At 48.9% G+C, this 22,404-nt stretch carries 18 protein-coding genes; 6 read left to right on the plus strand and 12 right to left on the minus strand.

Annotated features, from left to right (window positions below; translation table 11 throughout):
* Positions 1-41 precede the first annotated feature (41 nt).
* The 6 genes from WBJ53_RS02720 to pbpC form a co-directional block, all read right to left on the minus strand.
* Positions 42-662 carry a HupE/UreJ family protein gene (locus WBJ53_RS02720; RefSeq protein ID WP_338874509.1) on the minus strand — a complete coding sequence of 207 codons (621 nt, stop codon included), beginning with the start codon at positions 660-662 and terminating at the stop codon, positions 42-44.
* 62 nt (positions 663-724) lie between these two features.
* Complete coding sequence (locus WBJ53_RS02725; RefSeq protein ID WP_338874510.1) at positions 725-1,234, minus strand: gamma carbonic anhydrase family protein; 510 nt, start codon at positions 1,232-1,234, stop codon at positions 725-727.
* 108 nt (positions 1,235-1,342) lie between these two features.
* On the minus strand, positions 1,343-2,584 hold the full coding sequence (locus WBJ53_RS02730; RefSeq protein WP_338874511.1) for a hypothetical protein: 1,242 nt from the start codon (positions 2,582-2,584) through the stop codon (positions 1,343-1,345).
* A gap of 165 nt (positions 2,585-2,749) precedes the next feature.
* Positions 2,750-8,239, minus strand: coding sequence for an alpha-2-macroglobulin (locus WBJ53_RS02735; protein ID WP_338874512.1), 5,490 nt, complete (start codon positions 8,237-8,239; stop codon positions 2,750-2,752).
* A 100-nt stretch (positions 8,240-8,339) separates the two neighbouring features.
* Positions 8,340-8,777, minus strand: coding sequence for a nuclear transport factor 2 family protein (locus WBJ53_RS02740; protein WP_338874513.1), 438 nt, complete (start codon positions 8,775-8,777; stop codon positions 8,340-8,342).
* A gap of 132 nt (positions 8,778-8,909) precedes the next feature.
* On the minus strand, positions 8,910-11,267 hold the full coding sequence (gene pbpC / locus WBJ53_RS02745) for a penicillin-binding protein 1C (protein WP_338874514.1): 2,358 nt from the start codon (positions 11,265-11,267) through the stop codon (positions 8,910-8,912).
* A 97-nt stretch (positions 11,268-11,364) separates the two neighbouring features.
* Here pbpC and WBJ53_RS02750 point away from each other — a divergent pair, with 97 nt between their 5' ends.
* Positions 11,365-12,774 carry an MBL fold metallo-hydrolase gene (locus WBJ53_RS02750; RefSeq protein ID WP_338874515.1) on the plus strand — a complete coding sequence of 470 codons (1,410 nt, stop codon included), beginning with the start codon at positions 11,365-11,367 and terminating at the stop codon, positions 12,772-12,774.
* 125 nt (positions 12,775-12,899) lie between these two features.
* On the opposite strand, the gene WBJ53_RS02755 is transcribed toward WBJ53_RS02750, so the two are convergent.
* A complete protein-coding gene (locus WBJ53_RS02755; RefSeq protein ID WP_338874516.1) occupies positions 12,900-13,112 on the minus strand; it encodes a hypothetical protein in 213 nt (70 codons plus the stop codon).
* 122 nt (positions 13,113-13,234) lie between these two features.
* Between WBJ53_RS02755 and WBJ53_RS02760 the strand changes: the two genes are divergently transcribed.
* Together WBJ53_RS02760 and aroC are read left to right on the plus strand one after the other, a co-directional pair.
* Positions 13,235-14,677: a BatD family protein gene (locus tag WBJ53_RS02760; RefSeq protein ID WP_338874517.1), complete on the plus strand. Its 1,443-nt coding sequence runs from the start codon at positions 13,235-13,237 to the stop codon at positions 14,675-14,677.
* Positions 14,678-14,754: 77 nt separating this feature from the next.
* Complete coding sequence (gene aroC / locus WBJ53_RS02765) at positions 14,755-15,834, plus strand: chorismate synthase (protein WP_338874518.1); 1,080 nt, start codon at positions 14,755-14,757, stop codon at positions 15,832-15,834.
* A gap of 118 nt (positions 15,835-15,952) precedes the next feature.
* On the opposite strand, the gene WBJ53_RS02770 is transcribed toward aroC, so the two are convergent.
* The gene (locus WBJ53_RS02770; protein WP_338874519.1) at positions 15,953-16,156 is read right to left on the minus strand and encodes a hypothetical protein; all 204 of its coding nucleotides are present in this window, start codon (positions 16,154-16,156) and stop codon (positions 15,953-15,955) included.
* A 13-nt stretch (positions 16,157-16,169) separates the two neighbouring features.
* Between WBJ53_RS02770 and WBJ53_RS02775 the strand changes: the two genes are divergently transcribed.
* Both WBJ53_RS02775 and WBJ53_RS02780 read left to right on the plus strand, forming a co-directional pair.
* Positions 16,170-17,252, plus strand: coding sequence for an FAD:protein FMN transferase (locus WBJ53_RS02775; protein ID WP_338874520.1), 1,083 nt, complete (start codon positions 16,170-16,172; stop codon positions 17,250-17,252).
* Positions 17,253-17,334: 82 nt separating this feature from the next.
* Complete coding sequence (locus WBJ53_RS02780; protein WP_338874521.1) at positions 17,335-17,988, plus strand: response regulator transcription factor; 654 nt, start codon at positions 17,335-17,337, stop codon at positions 17,986-17,988.
* Positions 17,989-18,008: 20 nt separating this feature from the next.
* Here WBJ53_RS02780 and WBJ53_RS02785 read toward each other — a convergent pair whose 3' ends face one another.
* From WBJ53_RS02785 to WBJ53_RS02800, 4 genes are all read right to left on the minus strand, one after another.
* Positions 18,009-18,593 (minus strand): TIGR00730 family Rossman fold protein, encoded by a 585-nt coding sequence (locus tag WBJ53_RS02785; protein ID WP_338874522.1) that lies wholly within the window; start codon positions 18,591-18,593, stop codon positions 18,009-18,011.
* Positions 18,594-18,672: 79 nt separating this feature from the next.
* A complete protein-coding gene (locus WBJ53_RS02790; RefSeq protein WP_338874523.1) occupies positions 18,673-19,473 on the minus strand; it encodes a polyprenol monophosphomannose synthase in 801 nt (266 codons plus the stop codon).
* A gap of 81 nt (positions 19,474-19,554) precedes the next feature.
* Positions 19,555-20,901: a protoporphyrinogen oxidase gene (hemG, locus tag WBJ53_RS02795; protein WP_338874524.1), complete on the minus strand. Its 1,347-nt coding sequence runs from the start codon at positions 20,899-20,901 to the stop codon at positions 19,555-19,557.
* Positions 20,898-21,278: a DUF4296 domain-containing protein gene (locus WBJ53_RS02800; protein WP_338874525.1), complete on the minus strand. Its 381-nt coding sequence runs from the start codon at positions 21,276-21,278 to the stop codon at positions 20,898-20,900. The genes hemG and WBJ53_RS02800 overlap by 4 nt, the downstream gene beginning before the upstream one ends.
* Before the next feature lie 186 nt (positions 21,279-21,464).
* Here WBJ53_RS02800 and WBJ53_RS02805 point away from each other — a divergent pair, with 186 nt between their 5' ends.
* On the plus strand, positions 21,465-22,331 hold the full coding sequence (locus tag WBJ53_RS02805) for a DUF58 domain-containing protein (protein ID WP_338874526.1): 867 nt from the start codon (positions 21,465-21,467) through the stop codon (positions 22,329-22,331).
* The last annotated feature ends 73 nt before the right edge of the window (positions 22,332-22,404 follow it).

The raw sequence follows: 22,404 nt of genomic DNA on the forward strand, positions 1-22,404 counted from the left end.
ATTTTGATGAATGAAAGTACCTTATTGAAGAATGGCAAGCCTTACTGTAGTATTTCGCTTAGATATTCGTTGTTGATAATCAACGATAGAGCCATGCCGGCCACAATTCCGGATACAATCAGGGTCCAGCGCAGGCGACTGCTTTGCAGTACATTGAGCACAACATAGGCCAGCGTAAGTACAATTCCGACGATCAGGATTTGGCCAAGCTCCAGACCAATATTGAAGGCCAGGAGCGGCTTTATGATATTGGCTTCGCGACCCAGCAAGCTCCGTAAATAGTTGGAGAATCCCATGCCATGAATCAATCCGAAGACTAATGCCAAACCATAGCGGCCCCCAGCGCGATTCGTTGACCGGGTTTTTAGGAGCGTTCGGGATTTTGGCTCCTGAAAAAAGAAATTCGCAATAGCCGTAATCAGAATGGTAATGGGAATAAGAAGCTCAATGAGTGCCGTTTTATAGGTAATCAATTGCAAGGTAGCCAGAGCGAGCGTAATGGAATGCCCAATGGTAAAGGCCGTTACCAGAATTAGTACTTGCCGCCATTGTTGCAGCGTATATACTGCACAAAGAGCAATCACAAATAAAATGTGATCGTAACCGGCTGGGTCAGTTATATGATCGAACCCCAACCGTAAATAAATCAGAAAATCTTCCATGTTTTTTAGATTGGTTTATGGTTGCGCTGCCTATCAGCACATAGTCTTCTATTGCAGCGTGCCTATTTAAACCACTCAGCATACATGACATAATTGTTGGCTGTTCGGGCAAACACTTCGGCCTGTTCGGGTGAGACCGCTTTCAGAAACCGGGCCGGGTTGCCTGCATAAATCGAACCAGGAGGAACAACCGTATTCTGGGTCACAATGGCTCCGGCCGCAATAATGCTACCAGCACCAATAACGGCCCCGTCCATTACAATAGCCCCCATGCCGATCAGCACATTGTCTTCAATGGTGCAGCCGTGTACAATGGCATTGTGGGCAATGGAAACATAGTTACCAACAGTTGTTTTAGAACGTTGGTAGGTGCAGTGAATAACGGCCCCGTCCTGAACATTGCAGCGGTCGCCAAATGTAATGGTATTGACATCGCCCCGCACCACGGCGTTGAACCATACAGTGCAGTCGCGGCCCATAGTAACCTGGCCAACAATGGTAGCGTTTTCTGCAAACCAGCAGTTGTCGCCAAACGAAGGATGAATTCCGTGAACTGGTCTTATTAATGCCATACTGCAAATATAGCTTGCAGACAGGCTTTACGGGCTATCGATTCGGACAGACACCAAAAAAGGGCTAGCCAAAACTGACCAGCCCTTCTGTACATTGCCAACAGAAAATTATTTTTTATCCATCTTGTCAACCATTTTATCGATGGCATCGCCGATGTCGTCTATCGTACGATTTGTTTCACGCTTAACTTTGTCGAAATCGTCCTCACTCGAACGTTGCACTTTGTAGTAGGCGTCGGAAAGCTGACGGCGTTTGTCTTCCAGATCTTTAATTCGGTCTTCGCGTTCTTTGCGAGCCTTCCGGCTTTCGTTTCTTACGTTTTCTTTGGCGTTGTCGAGCTGATCATCAATTTTGTCCATCTGATCGGAAATGCGGTCCGAAAGATCCCTGCGATCATCTGCAAATTTGTCGTTATTGCGACTATTTCGGTCAGAGCTCCGGTCGTCACGCTGGTTGTTGCGATCAGTTTGCCGATCGTCGTATCGGCTGTTCCGATCATTGCTGTTGTCATTCTGGCGCGAATCCCGGTCATCGCGGTTACTAAACAAATTCGATAAAGCACCCCGATTATCGCGGTCATCCCGCCCATCATTACGGTCGTTATACGAATCGCGGCTATTGCGGTCCCGGTCGTCGTACCGCCGATTCATATCACGCTGGTCATTGCGATCATTGTAACGGTCCCGGTCGTCGTAGGAATCCCGTCGGTCATTATAGCTGTATCGATTATCCCGGTCGTTGTATTGGCGGGAGTCTCGATCATCATACCGGCGGTCGTTGTCGCGGTCGTCGGTATACCGATTATCGTAGCGGTTGTCACGATTCCGGTCATTGTCGGAACGGTAGTTATAGGAATCTCTCGAATCCCGATTGTCGTAATTGTTTCGATCATTGTAACGGTCCCGGTCGTTGTAGGAGTAGCGGCTGTCGTTGTACCGATCATCGTAGCGGCTGCCGTAAGAATCCCGTCGGTCGTTGTACTGGTCGCTATAGCGATTGTTGTATGTGTTGTATGAACTACTGCCCGACATTCGACCTGGCTGCTCATAGCGGTCGGCCGAAGGGCGGTAAGCATTCCGATACTTACTGGACGTTATCCGGTCATATCGGCTCAAAGGCTCATCACGTGATTCGCGTGGGCTTCGCTCCCGACTCGACATTTCATCGCGGTCATCATCATAAGTCGATCGATTTTGTGAATCGCGACTATTGGTGGTACGATCTCGTTGTACCATATCCTGCCGACTGTTTTTAGAGTCGCCATAGAGCCAGCTCTCAAACGAAGCGCAGGACGTCAGACTGGTCGTGGCTGCCAGCATTGCTGCAACAACCCATGTTCTTCTTTCCATAACGTTAGTATTCTTTGTTGGTAATGTCACCAAAAAACGGCTCAAAAAACGTACCATGCCGTTTTTTGAGCCGTCGGGCTCTTTTTCAGAATAAGTGGGGAATCGAATACCCTACTTATTGTAGAGATTAATGAACACTCCACAACCCGTAGGGTATTCGATAGCCTATTTTATGGTTACTATTCCCGACCCATTATAACTATGATAGTCGCCATTATACATAGCATCGGCCGAAACAGGCCCCAGTACGTAGCGTCCTTTGGAAACGGCTCTGGCCAGGTAGTAGAACGTACGCTGAGTTGCGGTAGCGGTTGTGTAAAAATTGATACGATCGTCGCGTAAATCAAAATGATCGGGCTGCGTCGGATTCTTAATCCAGGGCATATCGCGCTGTTCGGTCAGGCGGGGGTTTTCTACTTCCAGCCCGGCCGGAAGCAAATCCGTAACAACAACATTATCGATGGTCAGACCATTTGTACTCACCAGCGTAATTTTCACAACAACCAGATCGTTTTGCCGGATGTCGCCTATTGGTTTGCCGTCGCGATCCAGAAAATCCCGGCGTACCCGCAGACCATTATCTTCTTCGGAGATTTTACCGTCTGCCGGAACGCCTTCGCTCTGGGCAAAATAATAGACATTGCCCGAACCTTTTGCCGTTAGTGAGAGGGGTTGGTTTGTAGGAACACGTTTAATGTTCAGGAATGTGCCGGTCATTGCTCCGAGCGATTTTCCACCGGCTGAGAGTGTGGCCGTTGCCGTACTATTGGCATGTTGGTGGGCTAGTTTTCCAAGGGCCAGAAACGCAAAGGCAGCTTCCTGGGTGTTCAGATAACCAGACTGGCGAAGTGCCGTAGACAATTGGCGGGCCAGGGTTGGAATCTGGAGATTATCGCGGTCCGTATCGACCAGAGCGTCGAGTGTCAGGGCCAGATTTCGTAAGGGCGACGCATAACTACCGCCGGTTTGCCGGTCGGTTGTAGCGTCGGTAAACTGTTTGGGTAGTAGTGCATTGAAACTTCGTGTGTCGCCCAGCCGGAAAAAAGCCGCTGCCAGCAAATAACGACTATCGGGTGTTAAGGAGCCAATAGTCTGTTTGTAGTAGTTCATAGCCGACCGATTGGGCTTACCGGCTATAGCCAGCGCATACAATCCATAAATAGCCGTTCGACTGGCTACTTTTTTCACCGTTCGCCCGCCCGATTCGTCATACGATACGACGTTTTCGGTAGCTGGATTGTTGGTGAAGTTGGTCAGGTGATCGAGTGCCGAACTTAGCACCGAGTTCCGAACTTCATAACCTGCTTCCTGTGCCTGGCTCAGAAAATGAACGGCATAGGCGGTGGCCCATTCATCGACCTCGGGTTGTCCGGGCCACATCGAAAAACCACCGTTTTGTGTCTGCTGGCCTTCAATTTTCTGAACGGCCTGCCGAACATTGGTAGCCGGGTTTAGGTCGCTTTCTCCCGAACGAACAAAATAAGTATTGCTGCCAAGCTGTTTGGTCAGATCGGCGAAGTATAACTGCGGAAAGGCTTTCGAAATAGTTTGTTCAAGACAACCGTGTGGATAGCCTAGCAGATACGACAATTCGTTGCCATACTGCGCAACTGGCGATCGGCTTAGCGACACGCTGGCCCGCGCCGTTCCGGGCAGGAAACCATTTCCGGCCAGTTGCAGCGTTTGGGTTTTTCCGCCCGCTACAGCACCCGACTGTGTTATTTTTTGCAGCGAAGCCGCCGGACGAACTGTTATCTCTGTTTTGTCAGTAAATGTTTCATTTAGGCCGTTTACTGATATGGTAATAGCACCAGGGCCGATTGCCTGTTTGGTTGATACGCGGAAGATAGTTCGGCTTTCGCGGCCGGGTTGAAGGGTTATTTTTCGGGTCGATAAACTGTCGGCCATCAACGGCCCTTCAAGGCTCAGTCGGGCGGTTACGGTGGCTGGTTGTTTGGTAGTATTGCTTAAATTGACCGGAAGCTCAACCTGATCGCCAGGCGTCAGAAAACGCGGTACGCCGGTGCTAATCACGATGGGATCGGCAACCTTCATGTTGCTATTGGCAGATCCGAACCGATTATCTTTATAGGCTACGGCCATAATACGCAGATCGCCGGAGAACTGCGGAATGTCGACCGTAAACGTAGCTTCACCATCGGAGCCTGTTTCCAGAATACCACTCCAGAGCGCAACCAGTTTTACGCGGCCATTACTTAGCGGATTAACGCGCCGTTCGAGATCGTAGCCATCGCCCCCCACACTCGACGACGACCGTAGCGAAAGCTCGGGGTAGAGCAATGCATATAGATCGTGGCTGCTGACTTCGAGCGCTCGCTTCTGATAATAAAAACCGTGCGGATCGGGTGTTTTGAAGTTTTTGAGCTGTAAAATACCTTCGTCCACTACAGCTATGGTCACTTGCGCATTACTGGTCGTTTTAACTTTTACCGTCTGCCGGGTTTTCGAACGCGATTGTGGAGCTGCCGTAATGACTACCGGTAGTTTGGTGTTGTCGTCCTGAACCAATACGGGCACAAATCCATGCGCCACCGTAAGCGGCAGATTCGTATCGTCCATTGCTCGAATCAGCGTGGCTGTTACATATACGTTTGGCAGATGGTCGTTCCCAACCGAAAAGCTCCACTCAACCGATTTGTTGCTGGTGGTTAGCCAGTGCGATTCCAGTATGTGATTTCGCTCAACCGTCACCAGCAGTTTGCCATCGAAAGGGGCTTTGAATAATACGTTTGCCTTATCGCCGGTTTGATAAACTGATTTGTCGAGTGTCATCAGCACTTGCCCTTCCTGACTTACCTCAAACGAAGAGGCCGACGTGCTACCGTATCCGTAGGCATAAAAACCTGTTGCGGCATAATTAACAGCTAATTCATTGGACTGTGCAGCCCGCCGAATCCGAATCTCATACTGGCCCGAAACGGTTGGTACATACCGGAAACTGGCTTTTCCGGCTTTGAACAGCAATGTATTGCTGTACACCGATTTTTCCCGGCGCTTTGTATTATACTTAACCTGATCGTTTTTCTTTTCGATCACGGTCTGATATTCGTAGCGAACTACTTCTACATAAGCCGAGGCCGAAGGACGTATGGCTCCGCTGGCATCGAGCGCAACAAGTTCGGCCGTAATGGGAGCATTGGTAGTTACATAACGGTCGGGAAGCCGAACGCCAAAGAACGTATCCTGAGTTAGCACATCGAAGCGCCGGAGCCGATTGACGGGACGGCCGTTTTCGTCAAATACCGTTACAAATAGTTTACCTTCCAGCAGGCCAATGTCCTGATATAAGGCTGGTATGGCAAATCGTTCGGTTGCCTGTCCATTGGCGTTTGTGCGTCCCTGCCGTAGTTCTTTGGGAAAGGTGGTTTCGTTGGGAATGTCGAACGAATATTCTTCAAATCCTTTTGGCGCGAATACTCTGCGTTTGAGCTGAAGCTCCATTTCATAAGCTCGGTCGGATGCGGGCGGGCCAAAGAGGTTCTGAGCTGTAGCCGAAAGCGTGATCGTTTGACCCGATTTATAGCTGGTTCGATCGGTAAGAACATCCACTTTAATCCGGTCTGGAATGAATTCTTCGACACTGACTGATTGAGACGTTAACAATACATTATTGGCGTTCGAAACTTCGATGGTGTAGGTTCCGGTTACGGCGGCCGGATCGAGGGGAATATCTGTTGTGACGGCTCCCTGCGCATTCGTAGTTTTGCGGAAAGCACGTAGTTCACGGCCGTTCGGCATCAGGAGTCGGATGATAACCGGAATTTCGCCTACACTTTTCCACGTTTGCGACCGGATCAGGGTGTTGAAATGAATGGTTTCTCCGGGTCGATAAATGTCGCGGTCGCCATAGACAAAGGCATCGAAGCCTGATTCATTATCGCGTTTGCCGTCAACCTCAAAACGTGAGGTTTCTACCTGCGTATCGGGCAGAAACAGAAAATTAAAATCATTGGCAGTTGGACTTTCGATGCGGGCCGTTATGAGCGCAATTTTGAAACCGGGAGCTTTCTCGTTCACTTTCTCAAATCGGGCAAAGCCACTACCATCCGTTTTGAGCGTATATACCGACTGATTATTGCTGCTGACGAGTGTAAGCTCAACGCCCTGCAATGGTTCCGCCGTTCGGATCGAATTAGCCCAAATTTGAACTTCTTCGGCCGTCTGGTGGGCAATCAGGCCAATATCTGATACCGATACGAGCTGGCTGGTCTGTAAATAGGCTTCATCTTTCGAGCTAACAGTTACCAGATAAACGCCCTGATATTTTCCGTTCTGCGGTGACTCGGGCAGAGATAGATTGAGTGCCGATACGCCACCAACCTTTGGCAGATTCGTTGTTTCAACTGTTTTGTCGACCAGAACATCGCTGAGATCACCTGATTCATCGTCGCCATAATTGAACGCTCCCGAAGGTCCCCATTCGCCGTTGCCTTTTTCTGTGTATTCTTCGTAGCGGTCTGTGCGCAGATAGTTCAGGATGTTGTTTTCATAAACCTTCGCTATTTTGACCTGTACCTTTGGTACATTAACAATCGTCAGCCCAACATTTCGGGCACCTTTCGACGACAGGTAAAGCGCCTTTCGATTGGCAAACTGAATGCTGGCGGGCATTTTTCCGAAAAACAAATCGCGTGTGACGGGCTCTTCGAGTTTGGTGCCGAGCGTTCCCCGAATCTGGTCGGTGAGCGTCAGTACGTAAGTGTCGGTCTCACTGAAGTTTCCCCGGATCATAAAGCCATTTTCGGTGAGTTCGGCCGTAGTCTCAACATTCGGTTGAATGGAATAATAGCGGCTCAGTTCGCCCGGTTGCAATTCCTGCGTGGTAATGACTCGAACAATTCCCTGTGGTCCGCCCGTTCCTGTGTTTTCAAACGATGTCTGGACGTCGGCAATTTCCAGTTTATAGCGCGATGGGAGGGTTCCGGTTTCTTCAATCGTTTCTTTGCTGACATAGGCTGTTTTAGGAACCTTGACACCTTTGGCGAGTTGGACCGTAAGGGGTTGTTCATTTTTCAGAGCAGGCGCATTGCTCAGAGTCAGTGCTACATTGGTTTGCGGTTCGGTTTGGGTAACCTGCGTGCCGAGAGTTTTGTCGTCGGCCAGAACGGCTACTTTATCTGACACGTCGGCGGTGTTGAGCGGGTAGTTGAAATTAAGCCGTAATCGGGCTATGGGTTGCCCCGTTTCCCGCGATTTTGCCCACCAGCTTTCAATACTTGTAATTTGCAGATAAGGCGTATGGAACGCAATCTCATCGCCCGATACCTTCAGGTCTTTCTGTTCCGAACGTTTCAACAGGTTATCTGTCAGTTCGGCCCGGTAGTCGGTTGCCGGACCGAACGAGGTGGCTGGTGAAAAGACCAGTTCGTTGGGAGCTGTCCATTTGAATTTGCCCCGTACGGCCGGAATAAATCGTACATACTGCGTAGAATCCCACTCGTTGAGCTGGCCGGGGGGACCAATATTTTTATTGAACGAAAAGGTTAAATTCTGCGTCTGCTGAATTTCATCATCGAAATTACGGCCCACTATAGCTACTTCATTGAAAGGGAGACGGGAACAATTCTGAAGTAAACAAAACGAAATGCATAAACCAGAAATCAGATAGCCAGGGTATAGGAATCGGGGACGCATAATGGTAGGTGTAGCGGTGAGAGGTCGAATGTAGACGAAAAAACCCACTCAAAATTGCTGAGTGGGTTTGTATTTTGGATAATGACTTATTGAGCGGTTGTTAATGGATGGGCGTAAACTGAATGTTCACGATTTTCCATACATCCCCCTGCTTTGCCGATACAACCGAAAAGGCAACCGTGTTGTCGAAACCTTGTCCCTGAACGTTGCCTTTCGCTTTCCAGATGCCTGTCATGACGGCCGAATTATTGTTGTATTGACGTGTGCGGGCATCTGAAACAGTGCCTGCATCAACAACTACATAGCCGCCACTAATTCCCTGAGCCAGCATATCGCCATCTACCGTGTTGCCATCGAAGCTGGTAAGGCTAAAGTCAGGGGTAATTAGTTTGCTAATGCTGCCCCCATCTTCATCGAGAAGGGCTTTGAAGAATGCGTTGCCGAGTGCGGTCGGGTCCTGGCCTGGATCGGTAGTTTGCTGGGCAAATGCAGTTACTGTGAATAGCAGGGCTGAAACTAAGGTAAGTATTGTTTTCATTAGCATAAGATTGGCTTTCGAGTCGTAAGGTCCTGATAAATTGGAGAAAGACAAAATCAACAAACTGTTACTTGGTGCTACTGGCCAATAGGCATTAGAATAAAACGGATAACTAATGACAATTGGCCTACCTCATTCTCTTTTTATCAGTACGTGCAGGTCACTATATCGGCCACGGTCGTCGGCGCAGGAAATTTTTAAAGCGCCCGGCTGGGGTTTGAAAAAAACAGCTTCGCCAGGGCTGGCTTTGCGGTATAGCTTATTATTTAGATACCAGAATACCGTTTGCACATCGTTGGCTGCCTGACAGCTTAATTCCAGTTCGGCGGGTTGTTTTGGATTGATGTAGTACTCGCTGCCATCGTTCAGGCTGGTAATTAGCGGTTTCGTTCCCGATGTGCCAAATACACGCTCACAAGCCGGATTGTGTGGAGGAATTGTCTCAAAGGGTATGTGCCGGTTTTGATAAAAAGTTACAACCTCTGGTGCCAGATTAGGGTAACTACGACGGACATATCCACTGTCGGGCTTGCAGTGAGCGCAGTAGGAGAGGGTTCCGGCAGCATTGGTAAATACTGCTTTCCGGTGCTGACAACGCCTATAACGCGATACGCCCATAATGTAATAGTCGGTTACAGTATTGGTGCAGAACTCACCCGGAACATCGCCCGTTTCGGGGCATATCAGGCGCGTTGACAGGTTATTGCCCGGCCGACGAAACCATCCGGTGGGCGAATTATAGTCCAGTGCGTTGAAAAGCTGAAAGAGTAAAGGCGTGGCTGTATTGGCTCCGCTAAGCTCGGCTACACCAACACCCGAAAAATTGCCTACCCAAACCCCAATTGTATAACGCTGATTGTAGCCAATGCTCCAGGCATCGCGTCGGCCATACGATGTGCCGGTTTTCCAGGCAATTCGCGGTAAGTGATAGCTATTGTCGAAGTTATTAGGCAGATCGGGACGGGTTATTTGCGTAAGCGTATTCGTCACCAGATAAGTAGCTTCCTGCGAGAGAATACCTCCTGAACGAACTCGGGATGCCGTTGGATGAGTGCCCGATTGGGTGAATAGTAAATTTTTTATCTCACCGCCATGCGCAAATCCGGTGTAAAGCCGGGTCATTTCTTCCAGTGTTACCCCACAACCACCCAAAATCATCGAAAGCCCCAGCTCTTTGGCTTGTTTCTTAATAGTTATGAACCCTGATTTCTGCAAAGCGGCAATCAGGCTGGGTGTTCCTATTTCTTTCAGTAGAGCAACCGCCGGAATATTCAGCGAATTGGCCAGCGCAAACTCAGCCGTAACCGGACCATTGAACCGGCGATCGTAATTATCAGGTTCATAACCGCCGAAATTAGTCGGCACATCGTTGAGCCTGGTTTTGGGTGTAATGAGTCCTTCATCGAACGCCAGTCCGTAGAGCAGCGGTTTCAACGCGCTCCCCGGCGACCGAACTGCCCGCACGCCATCGACCTGACCCCCATCGAACGTATTGTCGAAATTTGCTGAGCCAACATAGGCAATAACTTCGTGGGTACGATTATCCACAATCAATACGGCCGAATTGTGGATATTCAATGCCCGAACACGATTCGCGTAATTTTGAACCAGTCGTTCGGCGGTAGCCTGCGTGGCCAGTGATATAGTTGACTGGATAATGGGCATATCGACGTATTCGGTACGTAACCGACGGGCAAGATGTGGTGTAAGTTGAGGGGCGGCTCGCCGGTAGGCTGCGAGTGGCTCGTTGAGCGCGTCGTCGATAGCACCATCATCGAAAAGATGTTGGGTGCGAAAGCGCTTTAACCACACGTTCCGTTCCTCAACAATATGTGCATTGTTGCTGCCAGGGCGCAGGCTCGATGGCCGATTAGGAATAATGGTCAGCGTTGTCAGTTCGGCCAGGCTGAGTAGTTTAGGCGGTTTCCCGAAATAAAGTAACGACGCCGATTTTAAACCTTCGATGTTGCCACCATAAGGAATCAAATTGAGGTATAGTTGCAGAATTTCGTCTTTTGAATAATGTACTTCAAGCTGAACGGCCCGAAACAGTTCGATAAGTTTACTGCCATATGTTCGTTCTCTCGGTTCGAGCAGCCGTACCGTTTGCATGGTGATGGTCGATGCGCCCGACGTACGTTTGCCCGATAGCAAATTGCGGCCAGCCGCCCGTAGTATAGCAATCGGATTAAAACCGAAATGGTACCGGAAGTATTTGTCTTCTTTAAACAAAATAGCTTCCCGAAGAGTAGGAGTAATTTCAGAGAGTTCGGTATACATGCGCCACTTGTCGTCGCGACTAAGAAAGGCGTGCAGAATAGTGCCGTTTCGGGCAGTGACTAACGTGGAGTAGGGCACCGAGGTCTTGATTGGAAAGAAAAAGTCAACCGCCAAAAACAGCACCAAGGTAAGCAGGAGGGCTTTTACGGCCCGCCGTTTCCAAATTTGTTTGGTGATGACGAGAACCTTTTCCAATATTGACCTAACCATTGCCATATTCGTCGTGACTTCTCTGGGCTATTTATGTCCAGAAAAGAATAACAAAAATCAGTGAAATCCCTTAATCTGAGAAATCCAGTTTTAGACAATGACTATTCAGTTTTTTGGCGCGGCACGCACCGTAACCGGCAGTAAGCACTTGATCACTACAAACGGCGGTAAACAAATTCTGCTCGATTGTGGACTTTTTCAGGGAATCAATACCGACGAGCTAAATCAGCAGTTTGGGTTCGATCCTTCCCAGGTCGACTATATGGTGCTTTCGCACGCCCATATCGACCACACAGGTCTGATTCCGAGGCTGGTGCGACAAGGATTTAGTGGGCCAATCTATACCACCTCGTCTACCATTGATCTCTGTGAAATTATGCTCATGGATAGTGCCCGCATTCAGGAACGCGATCTTGAGCGGGTAAACGAACGGCGAAAACGCCGTGGACAGGCTGAACTCGAAGCACTATACGACGTAGACGACGTGCAGAAAGCGCTTGATCTGATGCGACCCGTTGAGTACCATCATCCGTTCGTGATCTGCGAAGAAGCTATGGGTCTGTTGACCGATGCTGGGCATTTGCTGGGAAGTGCATCCGTTAGTTTAACCATCCGCGAAAAGAATCGAAACGGCGGTGTTGAAGAAAAACACCTCTTCTTCAGTGGTGATATTGGCCGACCCGACGATAAGATTCTGCGGTCGCCGGAGCCGTTTCCTCAGGCCGACTACATCATCTGCGAATCGACCTACGGCGACCGTCGGCATGAGGCTGAGCCAGATATGAAAGCGCATTTGCTTCGGATTGTTCAGCAAACGTGCGTCGAAAATCATGGCAAACTAATTATTCCGGCCTTTGCTGTCGACCGCACGCAGGAACTGATTTATGCGCTGGACCAACTCTCCAGCGAAGGGCGTTTGCCCCGACTCCCGGTTTATATCGACAGCCCCATGGCAGTTAGTGCAACGCGGGTGATGCAAAGTCACGAGGAAGATTTTAATCCGGAAATACTGGCTTATATCAATAAAGATGGTGATGCCTTCAATTTTCCGAACCTGCACTACATTTCCGATGTCATGGAATCAAAAGCCATCAACGATAGCCGGGAGCCCTGCATTATTATTGCGCCATCGGGCATGGCCGAAGCAGGGCGGATCAAGCACCACATCAAAAACAATATTGAAAAGCCAACTACAACGATTTTGATGGTTGGGTATGCATCGCCCAGCAGCTTAGGTGGAGCCTTGAAGCGGGGCGATAAGGAAGTGACTATTTTTGGCGATCGGTATCAGGTGCGTGCGCGCATTGAAATCATGGATTCTTTTTCGGCTCATGGCGACTACTACGAGATGCTCGAATTTTTGAGCTGCCAGGACCCGGCTAAAGTTAAAACGGTTTTTCTGGTACATGGCGAATACGACAAGCAGGTTATCTGGAAAGAAAAACTACAGGCTGCTGGCTTTAAACACGTCGAAATTCCAGACATGAAGGAGAAAGTGAGTTTATAGTTTATGGTTGCGCTGCCCATTAGCACACTTCCTTCGCATGCAGCGCAACCGTAAACCAAAAAAATACCCCGGCTTTTCAACCGGGGTTAGTAATGTTCAGGAAAGAAATTGGAGTGGTTGGCTTGTCAGGTGAAGCGAACGCGTGGCACACGGGTGAAACATCGGTTCAATACAACACGATAGACTTTGCCAAATTGGGCATAACACCATCGTCTGAGTTGTTTTACTTCTTTGGGGATAAGCATTTTAATAGCTTTAACCAACTCTTTTTCAAACAAGGCTCTGTCAAAACTTACCTTCTGAAGGATTGTTTTGATATACTCAAGCATAGAAAGCATGGTACGTCATTTTTTTGGTTAAAGAAGCTTATTGATATCGAAAGAGGTTAACAGGTTCGTTAATAAAAGGGGCACCTATTGTCGTAACGCCTTACTTTGTGTTTTGTTGCCCCAAAATAACAATGCTATTTGCAATATTCCCAAAATTTCTTGTATTATTTTTTTGTTTCTCGCTAATTGCTTACGGACAATCTGCTGAGAATGAAATAACTATTGAATTAGGTGCTACAAATTTTTCGATTGAACGGCCCTTCACCATTTCGGTTATCATTCCGAATAGTGAAACGCGGCCTGTTATCGATTTTCCCGACATTGCCGGGTTTACCAAAAAAGGCTTATCTGCCAGCGTAACACCTGGTGAAGTTGGCGGAAAAACAATTACAAATCAAGTGATTACGCAAAATTATCAGGCGCGGGCACCTGGTCGTTTTCGCGTTCCTCCGTTTAGTATAGAAGTTAACGACGAAACCATACAATCGGAAGGGACTATTCTGGTAGTTCGGCCATCGGCTACAGCAACCGGCCCCGAAACCCTGACCGCTATTACACCTCCGCCCAGTGGGGCTGCGTTCCTGTCGCTCCGTGCATCGAGATCCTCAATCTATGAGGGAGAGAGCGTTGCCCTGACCTTGTCTTTTTTTGTGGCCGATAATTATCCCTACCAGCTTCAGTTTACATCACTGGACAAACAATTGCAGGAAATCGTAAAAAAAATTCACCCGGCTAATGCCTGGGAAGAAAACCTGAATATTAGTGAACTGGAACCCGTACCTGTTTTGGTGGGGGGAAAAAAATTCAGAGAGTATCGGCTGTATCAATCGGTATTTTTTCCCTTGTCGAAACAGACGCTAAAACTCCCTGCCGTATCAATCTGGCTAGGCCGTCAACCCGTTATTGGGCCACCGACAGCCAAGCCCGAAACACTCGTACTGACAAGTAAACCCATAACCGTACTGGTTCGGCCGCTACCAGTTCATCCACTACGGGGGCGTGTGCCGGTAGGAGCATTCCATCTCGAAGAAGGGCTTGAACGACGCCAGGTGAAGGTTGGCCAGAGTGTTCGGTATAGCTTTACCATCACCGGCGAAGGTAATATTGCTACGCTTCCGGCTCCGGCCATTCTGAGCGACACCACAAACGTCGATGTGTTTCCTCCTCAGGAGCGGCATACTGTTACAAACAGTGGTAGTTCGATAACTGGCAGGAAAACGTTTACCTATTTTGTTGTTCCCCATCAGAATGGAAATATTTCGTTGGCAAATCGGTTTCAATGGATTTATTTCGACCCGCAAACCGCCCGATACGATACCTTACGCCCTCGGTTGGCATTACGGGTTGGCGGTAAAGAGCTGGATGAGGCCCTCAGTTCATCGTCTTTGGACGGCTCTGTTGTAAACGGCGAAACCAGTTCAGCCAGATCATCGGGCGATTCGCTATATGCTGGCATAGAAGCAATGGATAGCACCTATCAGCCTATTAGCATACCCGCTTTAATTCGGGCTATTGCCAATGTTTTGATTGTAATGATGCTATTAGGAATGATCTTTGTGTTTTTAAAAAAGTAAGATAGCCAGCCTCTGTCAGCTATTTATTTTGTTGATGGATAGTTACGGGGTTGATTGTCTGATGTTTATAGGTAAGAATGGGTAGTACATACGGAACCATATTCAAAATTTCTACATTCGGCGAATCGCACGGACCAGCAATTGGTGTTGTTATCGACGGCTGTCCGGCAGGTCTAACGTTCGATCCCGATTTTATTCAGCATGAACTCGACCGGCGCAAGCCGGGCCAGTCGCGCATTACAACCCAACGGCGCGAAGCCGATGAGTTTGAGGTACTTTCGGGGGTTTTCGACGGCACAACGCAGGGAACACCTATCGCACTCGTCATTCGAAATACCGATCAGCGCAGCAAAGACTATGGGCACATTGCCGAGCAGTTTCGGCCGTCTCATGCCGATTATACCTATCATGCCAAATACGGCTCCCGCGATTATCGGGGAGGTGGCCGGTCGTCGGCACGCGAAACAGCAGCTCGCGTAGCTGCCGGGGCGGTAGCAAAGTTATTGCTGGCGCAGCAGGGGGTGCAAATTCAGGCCTATGTGTCGCAGGTGGGCAAGTTAAAACTGGAAAAGCCGTATTCAGAATTAAACCTGGCGCTGGCCGAAGAAAATCCCGTACGCTGCCCTGACCCCGAAATGGCTGAACAGATGTTTCAGTACATCGACGAAACCCGCAAGCGGGGCGATTCGATTGGCGGTGTTGTCGATTGCGTGGTTACGGGCGTTCCGGCGGGTTGGGGCGAACCGGTGTTCGATAAGCTTCATGCCGAACTAGGCAAAGCTATGCTGAGCATCAATGCCGTAAAAGGCTTTGAATACGGTAGTGGATTTGCCGGGGCAGAGCTATACGGATCGGAGCATAACGATGAATTTTATACCGATGAACAGGGGCGCGTTCGTACCAAAACCAATCATTCGGGCGGTATTCAGGGTGGTATCAGCAATGGCGAGGCTATTTATTTCCGAACAGCGTTTAAGCCTGTTGCTACCATCATGCAGGATCAGAATAGTGTTGATGTACATGGGCAACCGGCCACTGTTTCCGGAAAAGGGCGACACGACCCGTGTGTAGTGCCCCGTGCCGTACCGATTGTAGAGGCAATGGCAGCGTTAGTGCTGGCCGATATGTTTCTGCGAAACAAGGTAGCTCAGGTATAAGTGGGTAAATTTGATTGTCTATAGCGGTAAATAGATGCCAAATAGTTGAATATGAGCAGGCTGTATTGGGTAGTCTGTAGGCAATGCTATTCTTCGGCTCTGTTATAAACTATGCAGGCTATTTTTTTCTGAAAACAGCCTGCATGATGGCAAAGCCCAGAAAGCCAAAGCCTGCGGCCTGTCCTAGTATGCCTGTTGTCAATAATAGCCCGGCAGAAGGTAGTTGATTGTTGCGAGCCCAGGCCCCAATGAGTAGTAGAACAATACCTACTAGCCAGCAACCAGCTGCCAGCAGCACATATTTGTTTTTAATGGTAACCATATCAGAAACTAATTTGCTAAAGATACCATCGAAAATCCGTTTTCGGATAGAGTTGCTTTGGTGTTTTGGTCTCTGGAAAGTGGCAGCGCTGGTAGGGCTGCCACTTTTTGTTGCAGCTCAGTCGTCTCCGCCAATTCGGTTTGCGTTTCATCGTGGCCTGATGGGCACACAGTTCAATGTCATTTTTTATGCCTCCGATAGTGCAACAGCTATTCAGGCCAATGCCGCTGTGTCGGCCCGAATGGATTCGCTGAATCAAATTATGAGCGATTACCTGGACGGCTCGGAAATAAACCAGCTATCAGCAACTAGCGGCTCAGGCCAATGGGTTCCGGTGTCGGCTGAGTTGTTCGATGTATTGCAGAAAGCACAAACCATTGCCCGGCTTTCGCATGGACGTTTCGATCCAACTGTAGGGCCGCTGTCGTTGTTATGGCGTCGGGCAGTTCGGCGGAAGGAGTTCCCGACTCGTAAACAACTGCGCCAGGCCCGGCGAGTGGTTGGCTATCGGTTGATGAAGCTGGATAGCAGTCGCCGGGCGTGTCGTCTGAAAAAAGCCAATATGCGGTTAGATGTAGGCGGCATTGGTCAGGGTTTTGCAATTGATGAAGCGCTTACGGTACTGCACCGGTTTGGCATTCGGTCGGCGTTGATCGACATCGGCGGTGATATACTTGTTGGCGATGCTCCACCAGCAGAGTCGCAGCATAACCAGACTCGCTCGACAGTGGCTGGATGGCGCATCGATATAGGATCTGGTAGGGTAGGAGATATCGATACGGCTACAGTTGTGCTAACTCATTCCGCCATTACAACCTCGGGCGATACGTATCGGTTTCTGGAACACAATGGTCGGCGTTATTCACATATCATGAATCCGCGTTCTGGATTGGGCCTCAACCGGTTTGTACGAACAACCGTACTAGCGCCTGATGGCTACCATGCAGATGCGCTCACCAAAGTTTTTAGTGTGGCCGGTATCCGAAAAAGCCGTCGGTTAGTAAATCGTTTTCCTGGCGCTGAAGTGCTGATTCTGGAAAATAAACACGGAGTTCTTCGTACATGGCAATCGCCGGGTTTTGGCAATCGACCTTAGTAAGGGGCAGCGGAAGTACGTTGCCTAATTGTCGTATAATCAGTACCTTTGAAATAGGTATTCCCACCTTTCTCTACAGATTATGCCCTCGACCATACGTGTATTACTCACCGATGACCACGAAATTATTCTGGATAGTCTATCGCTCCTGCTGAGTCGAATTGATGGTGTCTGCGTGGTTGGTACGCTGAACGACAGCCGGGATGTTGTCAATTTTCTGGAGGTAAACGATGTCGATGTATTGCTGACGGATATGGATATGCCTGCTCTCGATGGTATTCAACTAACACTACGCGTTCGACAGCGGTTTCCGCACATAAAAGTGCTGATGCTTACCGTTTCTGAAGATGCCGACAGCATTCGTGAAGCGTTTCGGGCGGGGATTGCAGGCTATGTGATGAAAAAAGCGGGCAAATTGGAGTTGGAACGCGCTCTGAAAACCGTTGCCAGAGGTGAAAAATATTTTTCTGAATCGGTAATGAGTCAACTGGTGGCATTGCCGGTATCGACTGTTCGGGCAAACGATGAAGCCCCTGCTCCACTGGCTCCGTTAACGGATCGGGAAATCGAGATTATCCGCTTAATTGCGCAGGAACTATCGACCAACATCATTGCTGATAAACTATTTATCAGCCCCGGCACGGTTGAAACGCACCGGCATAACATTTTGCGAAAGCTGGGCGTCAAAAACTCCATTGGCATCATTAAATATGCCCTGAAGAACGGATTGGTGTAGCAACTGTGGCAAGGGCTGGATTAGGCCGCTTTCTCCGACGTGAGCCATTTGCCTACTGTTGGCGGGTTATAGGCGCGCATCTGCTCCAGTAGATCGTTAGGTGTTGTACTCACCAGCATCATTGCCCGGTTTACGGGTTTGAGCAAACCAGTCGCCACCATTGTGTCGGCCAGCGTTAGCAACCCATCATAAAAACCATTGACATTGAGTAAGCCAATGGGCTTTTTGTGGAGGCCGAGCTGTGCCCATGTTAGCATTTCGAAGTATTCTTCCAGTGTTCCAAAGCCACCCGGCAGCGCAATAACGCCGTCGGATAGCTCGTGCATGGTCATTTTACGTTCATGCATCGATTCAACCCGGATCAATTGAGTCAGGCCCTCATGGGCAATTTCTTTTGTTTGCAGAAAGGCAGGTAGTACACCAATTACTTCGCCTTGCTGCGATAGGGCACCATCGGCTACGGCACCCATCAACCCAACTTTAGCTCCGCCATATACAACGCCAATACCCGCTCCGGCTAACTGTTGCCCCAGTTGATAGGCCATTTGTATAAAAATAGAATCGTACCCCGGACTTGAGGCACAGAAGACAGTAATTTTGTTCATGAAAGGAGTCGGTTTATCGTTTGTGGTTGCTCTGCTCAATTAGGGTCTAAACAGGCAGAACAACCGTAAACTATAAACTCTATACCGCATCGACTGGCTCGGCCATTGTTTCGGCGGCTTGTTTGCGGGGAATATAATGACGGAAAAAACTGCTGATTTTCATCTGAAGTACGCCAAAGACCGCTTCTTTAAAGATTTTGGTCGACATTTTGGAAACGCCCTTTGTTCGGTCAGTGAAAATAATAGGTACCTCAACAAGGTGGAATCCATATTTCCAGCAAGTGAATTTCATTTCAATCTGGAAAGCATAACCCACAAATTTGATCGGATTGTGCAGAATTACTTCCAGCACATTGTGCCGATAGCATATAAAACCCGCCGTTGGATCCATGATCGACATGCCCGTAATGAACCGAACATAAACACCGGCAAAATACGACATCAGCACCCGCCCCATAGGCCAGTTCACAACATTAACACCCCGAATATAACGCGAGCCAATAGCTACATCGGCACGGTTGGGGCCTTCGTCGGCGCAGGCATGGTAAAGCCGGATAAGATCGTCGGGGTTATGGGAAAAGTCGGCATCCATCTCGAAAAGATACTGATAGCCACGCGACAAAGCCCATTTGAAACCGTCGATATAAGCTGTGCCTAATCCTAGTTTGCCGCGTCGTTCGAGCAGATGTAGCCGCGAGAGAGCACCCGCTCCTGAAAATTCTTCCTGCAAATCACGGACTCGCTGAGCCGTGCCATCGGGCGAGCCATCGTCAACGATCAGCACGTCGAACGGCTCTGGCAGTGAGAATACTTTACGAATAATAGCCTCAATATTCTCAATTTCATTATAAGTGGGAATTACTACCAGACGTTCTTTCACGACTTCTTGAGTGGGTTAATGAAATGCTATCAGCGTTAGTTATACAACAGTGATAATAGCGATTTTTGTACAAATGAAGTATTAAAATTTGTTAATCAGTGAATTGTGGCTCAATTGATTGGCTACTTGGCGGGCCTTGCCAATACAGTCAGAAACTGACACGCCCTGGAGCCAGTTTGCGCACATTCGTAAGCCTTCATTTTCAAGTGCTTTGGCTCTTCTTCGCACATCGATGATCTGAGCATTATACTGTGGAATTGCTCGGGGCCAGCGAGTGATTGCCCGAAAAAGAGGTTTATCGGCACGTATGCCAAAACTGGATGCCAGCTCTGTATGAACGTTTTCTGCCAGTACGTCGTCGGCAAGATAAGCGTTGCGTTCATTGGTCTGCCCACCCACCATAGTCGTAATCAGTACTTCGTTGTGTGGGCAGCGGCCATCGAAAACAGAACTACTCCAGATGTGTCCGGTAGCAAAACAACCTTCTATACTTGGGTTTAACCCGCCAAAACCATTTAGTGGGTGTTTCACATCGGCACGTTTGTAGGTCGAGTGAATAACCGTCATGGGCGGATACACAACCTGGCGCAATGCATTGGCAAAGTCGGCATAGTGCGAAGCAAGCAGTCGAGCTGCGGCATCGGTGCCTACGGCCAGCACCAGCTCATCGACGGTCTGGTTGCCGCTGGCGGTTTCTACCAGCCAGCCATCGCCAGTTCGATCAATGCGTTCGACCGGGGTGTTGAGCGACAGATTCGTCACGTTTGCCGCCAACGTATTAGGGAGCGTTTGCATACCGTTTCGAAAACTGAACGATTGCCGACGACCGCTCGCCGACTGATTTTTAATGAGTCCACGCAGGACAGAACCATAGTTCTTCTCGAATTGAAGCAGCACAGGAACTGTTTCAGATACGAGTAGCTGACTGGGTTCGCCAGCATAAACACCAGCTACAAAAGGAGTCAGAGCATAATCGACAAGTTCGTTGTTGAATCGGCGTCGAAAAAAGGCGTCCAGCGTTTCGCCATCGGGCGACAGAGTGGTGTTATTTCGTTCCCGAAAAATAGCCAGCTTTGTTTTCCAGCTAAAAAAACTGCCAAACAGTAGCGACGCCGGTCCGGCAGGCAACTGCCGATACTGACCTTTGCGGAAAACATATCGTGCTTTACTAACGGGCCGACTAAAAACCAGCTCGGGTGTGAGCCCCAATTCATCGAGCCATTGCAGCAGACTGGCGTCGCCCAGGAGCGAATTAGGACCCAGCTCACAGAGGTACTGTTGCCCATACGGTCCCGTTTTCCAGCGCGATTGTATGTAGCCTCCTGGCTGGTCGGCAGCTTCCCAGATATGATAGTCAATGCCGTTGCGTTCCAGTTCGTAGGCTAGTGTTAGCCCCGATATGCCCGCCCCGATAATGCCAATACTCATGAATGCGCTGGTTTTTTAGGCTCCGTTTCTTTTTTTAGTTTTTCAACAACCTGTTTGTAAATAGATTCCATTTCACGCGGATGAGACGAGTAATAAACGTAACTCTTTGTATAGGCAGCTGTATCGACCTTAAACTTTACGAAAATCTGTCGTTCCAGATGTTTATAAGCAATGTTGGACGAATCGAGCGAGCGCAGTCCCAGACGGCTGACTTTTGTTTCGGCCTTATGCACTTCAGTCAGAATATCGGCCATACGATCTTCCGGAATCAGATTGTCGGGACGTTCGTCCTGCTGGGCCTGGCAACCTGGCAGCATTCCCAGCCCCAGCATTGCCAGCCCCATCCAGATGGTTTGTTTTATTAGATGCCAACGCATACTGTTTAAGCGTTACTTTTGTGAATAGGACTTTCGTTTGAAGCCGTGCCAGCCTACGACGCACCGTGGTTTATTTACACGTAATGAGCCATGGTGCGGCTTCAAGCGAAAGTTCTGGTGAACTAAGCTAATCCCGTTGAGCAAAGTTCGGGATTGATCGTTAAAATACTATAACACGGACTGCGTATGGACGAGTTCTTGGCCCGGCTCCGTAATTTCGATATTCAGATTCGCAAGGCGGTGAACTCGCAAATGCGGGGGAGTTTCCGGTCGGTTTTTAAAGGATCTGGCCTGGAGTTTAGTGACCTGCGTATTTATCAATATGGCGACGATGTGCGGGCAATCGACTGGAACGTTTCGTCGAAGGGGCATGGTACGTTTGTGAAAGTCTTTCGGGAAGAGAAAGATCAAACGGTTTTTTTTGTGGTCGATGTCAGCGCATCGCAGCAGGTTGGCCCTCAGCATCGGGCCAAACTTGATGCTACCAAAGAGGTATGCGGAGTGCTGGCAATGTCGGCCATTCGTGAGGCCAGCCATGTAGGAATGTATTGCTTTTCGGATCAGAAAGAGCGTTATATTAAACCCTCAAACGGTTTAAAGACAGGCTATCAGTTAATTATGAGTCTGTTTAAACTACAACCCGAGTCGAGTCGGACTAATTTGGCCGATGCGCTTCTGTTTACACTGAACTGCCTCAAACGGCGGAGTGTTGTAATTCTGCTCTCCGATTTTATCGATCAGGGCTACGAACACAATTTAAAAGCATTGGCACGAAAACACGATTTGGTCGTTATTCATTTTTACGATCAGCGCGAGGTGAGCCTACCCCGCTTGGGGATTATTCCGGTTCATGACACCGAAAGCGGTCATACGGTCTGGCTGAATACCTCGTCGGTGTCGTTCCGAAATCGTTTGCGCGAAACGTTTTTACAGAATCAGACCCGACTGGAACGACTTTGCAAGCAGTTTAATGCCAATTATCTGGCACTCGACTCGCAGGAAGATTTTATTCCCAAACTTGTAGAATTGTTTAGGGTCAGAAAAAAGCAGTAATTCTGAAAAGAGCAGTGGCTTGTAGAATTCAATGGCTGATTAGTTTTTGCTTGCTGGGTATACCACAATTGAT

The organism is Spirosoma sp. SC4-14 (assembly GCF_037201965.1).
Lineage (GTDB): Bacteria > Bacteroidota > Bacteroidia > Cytophagales > Spirosomataceae > Spirosoma.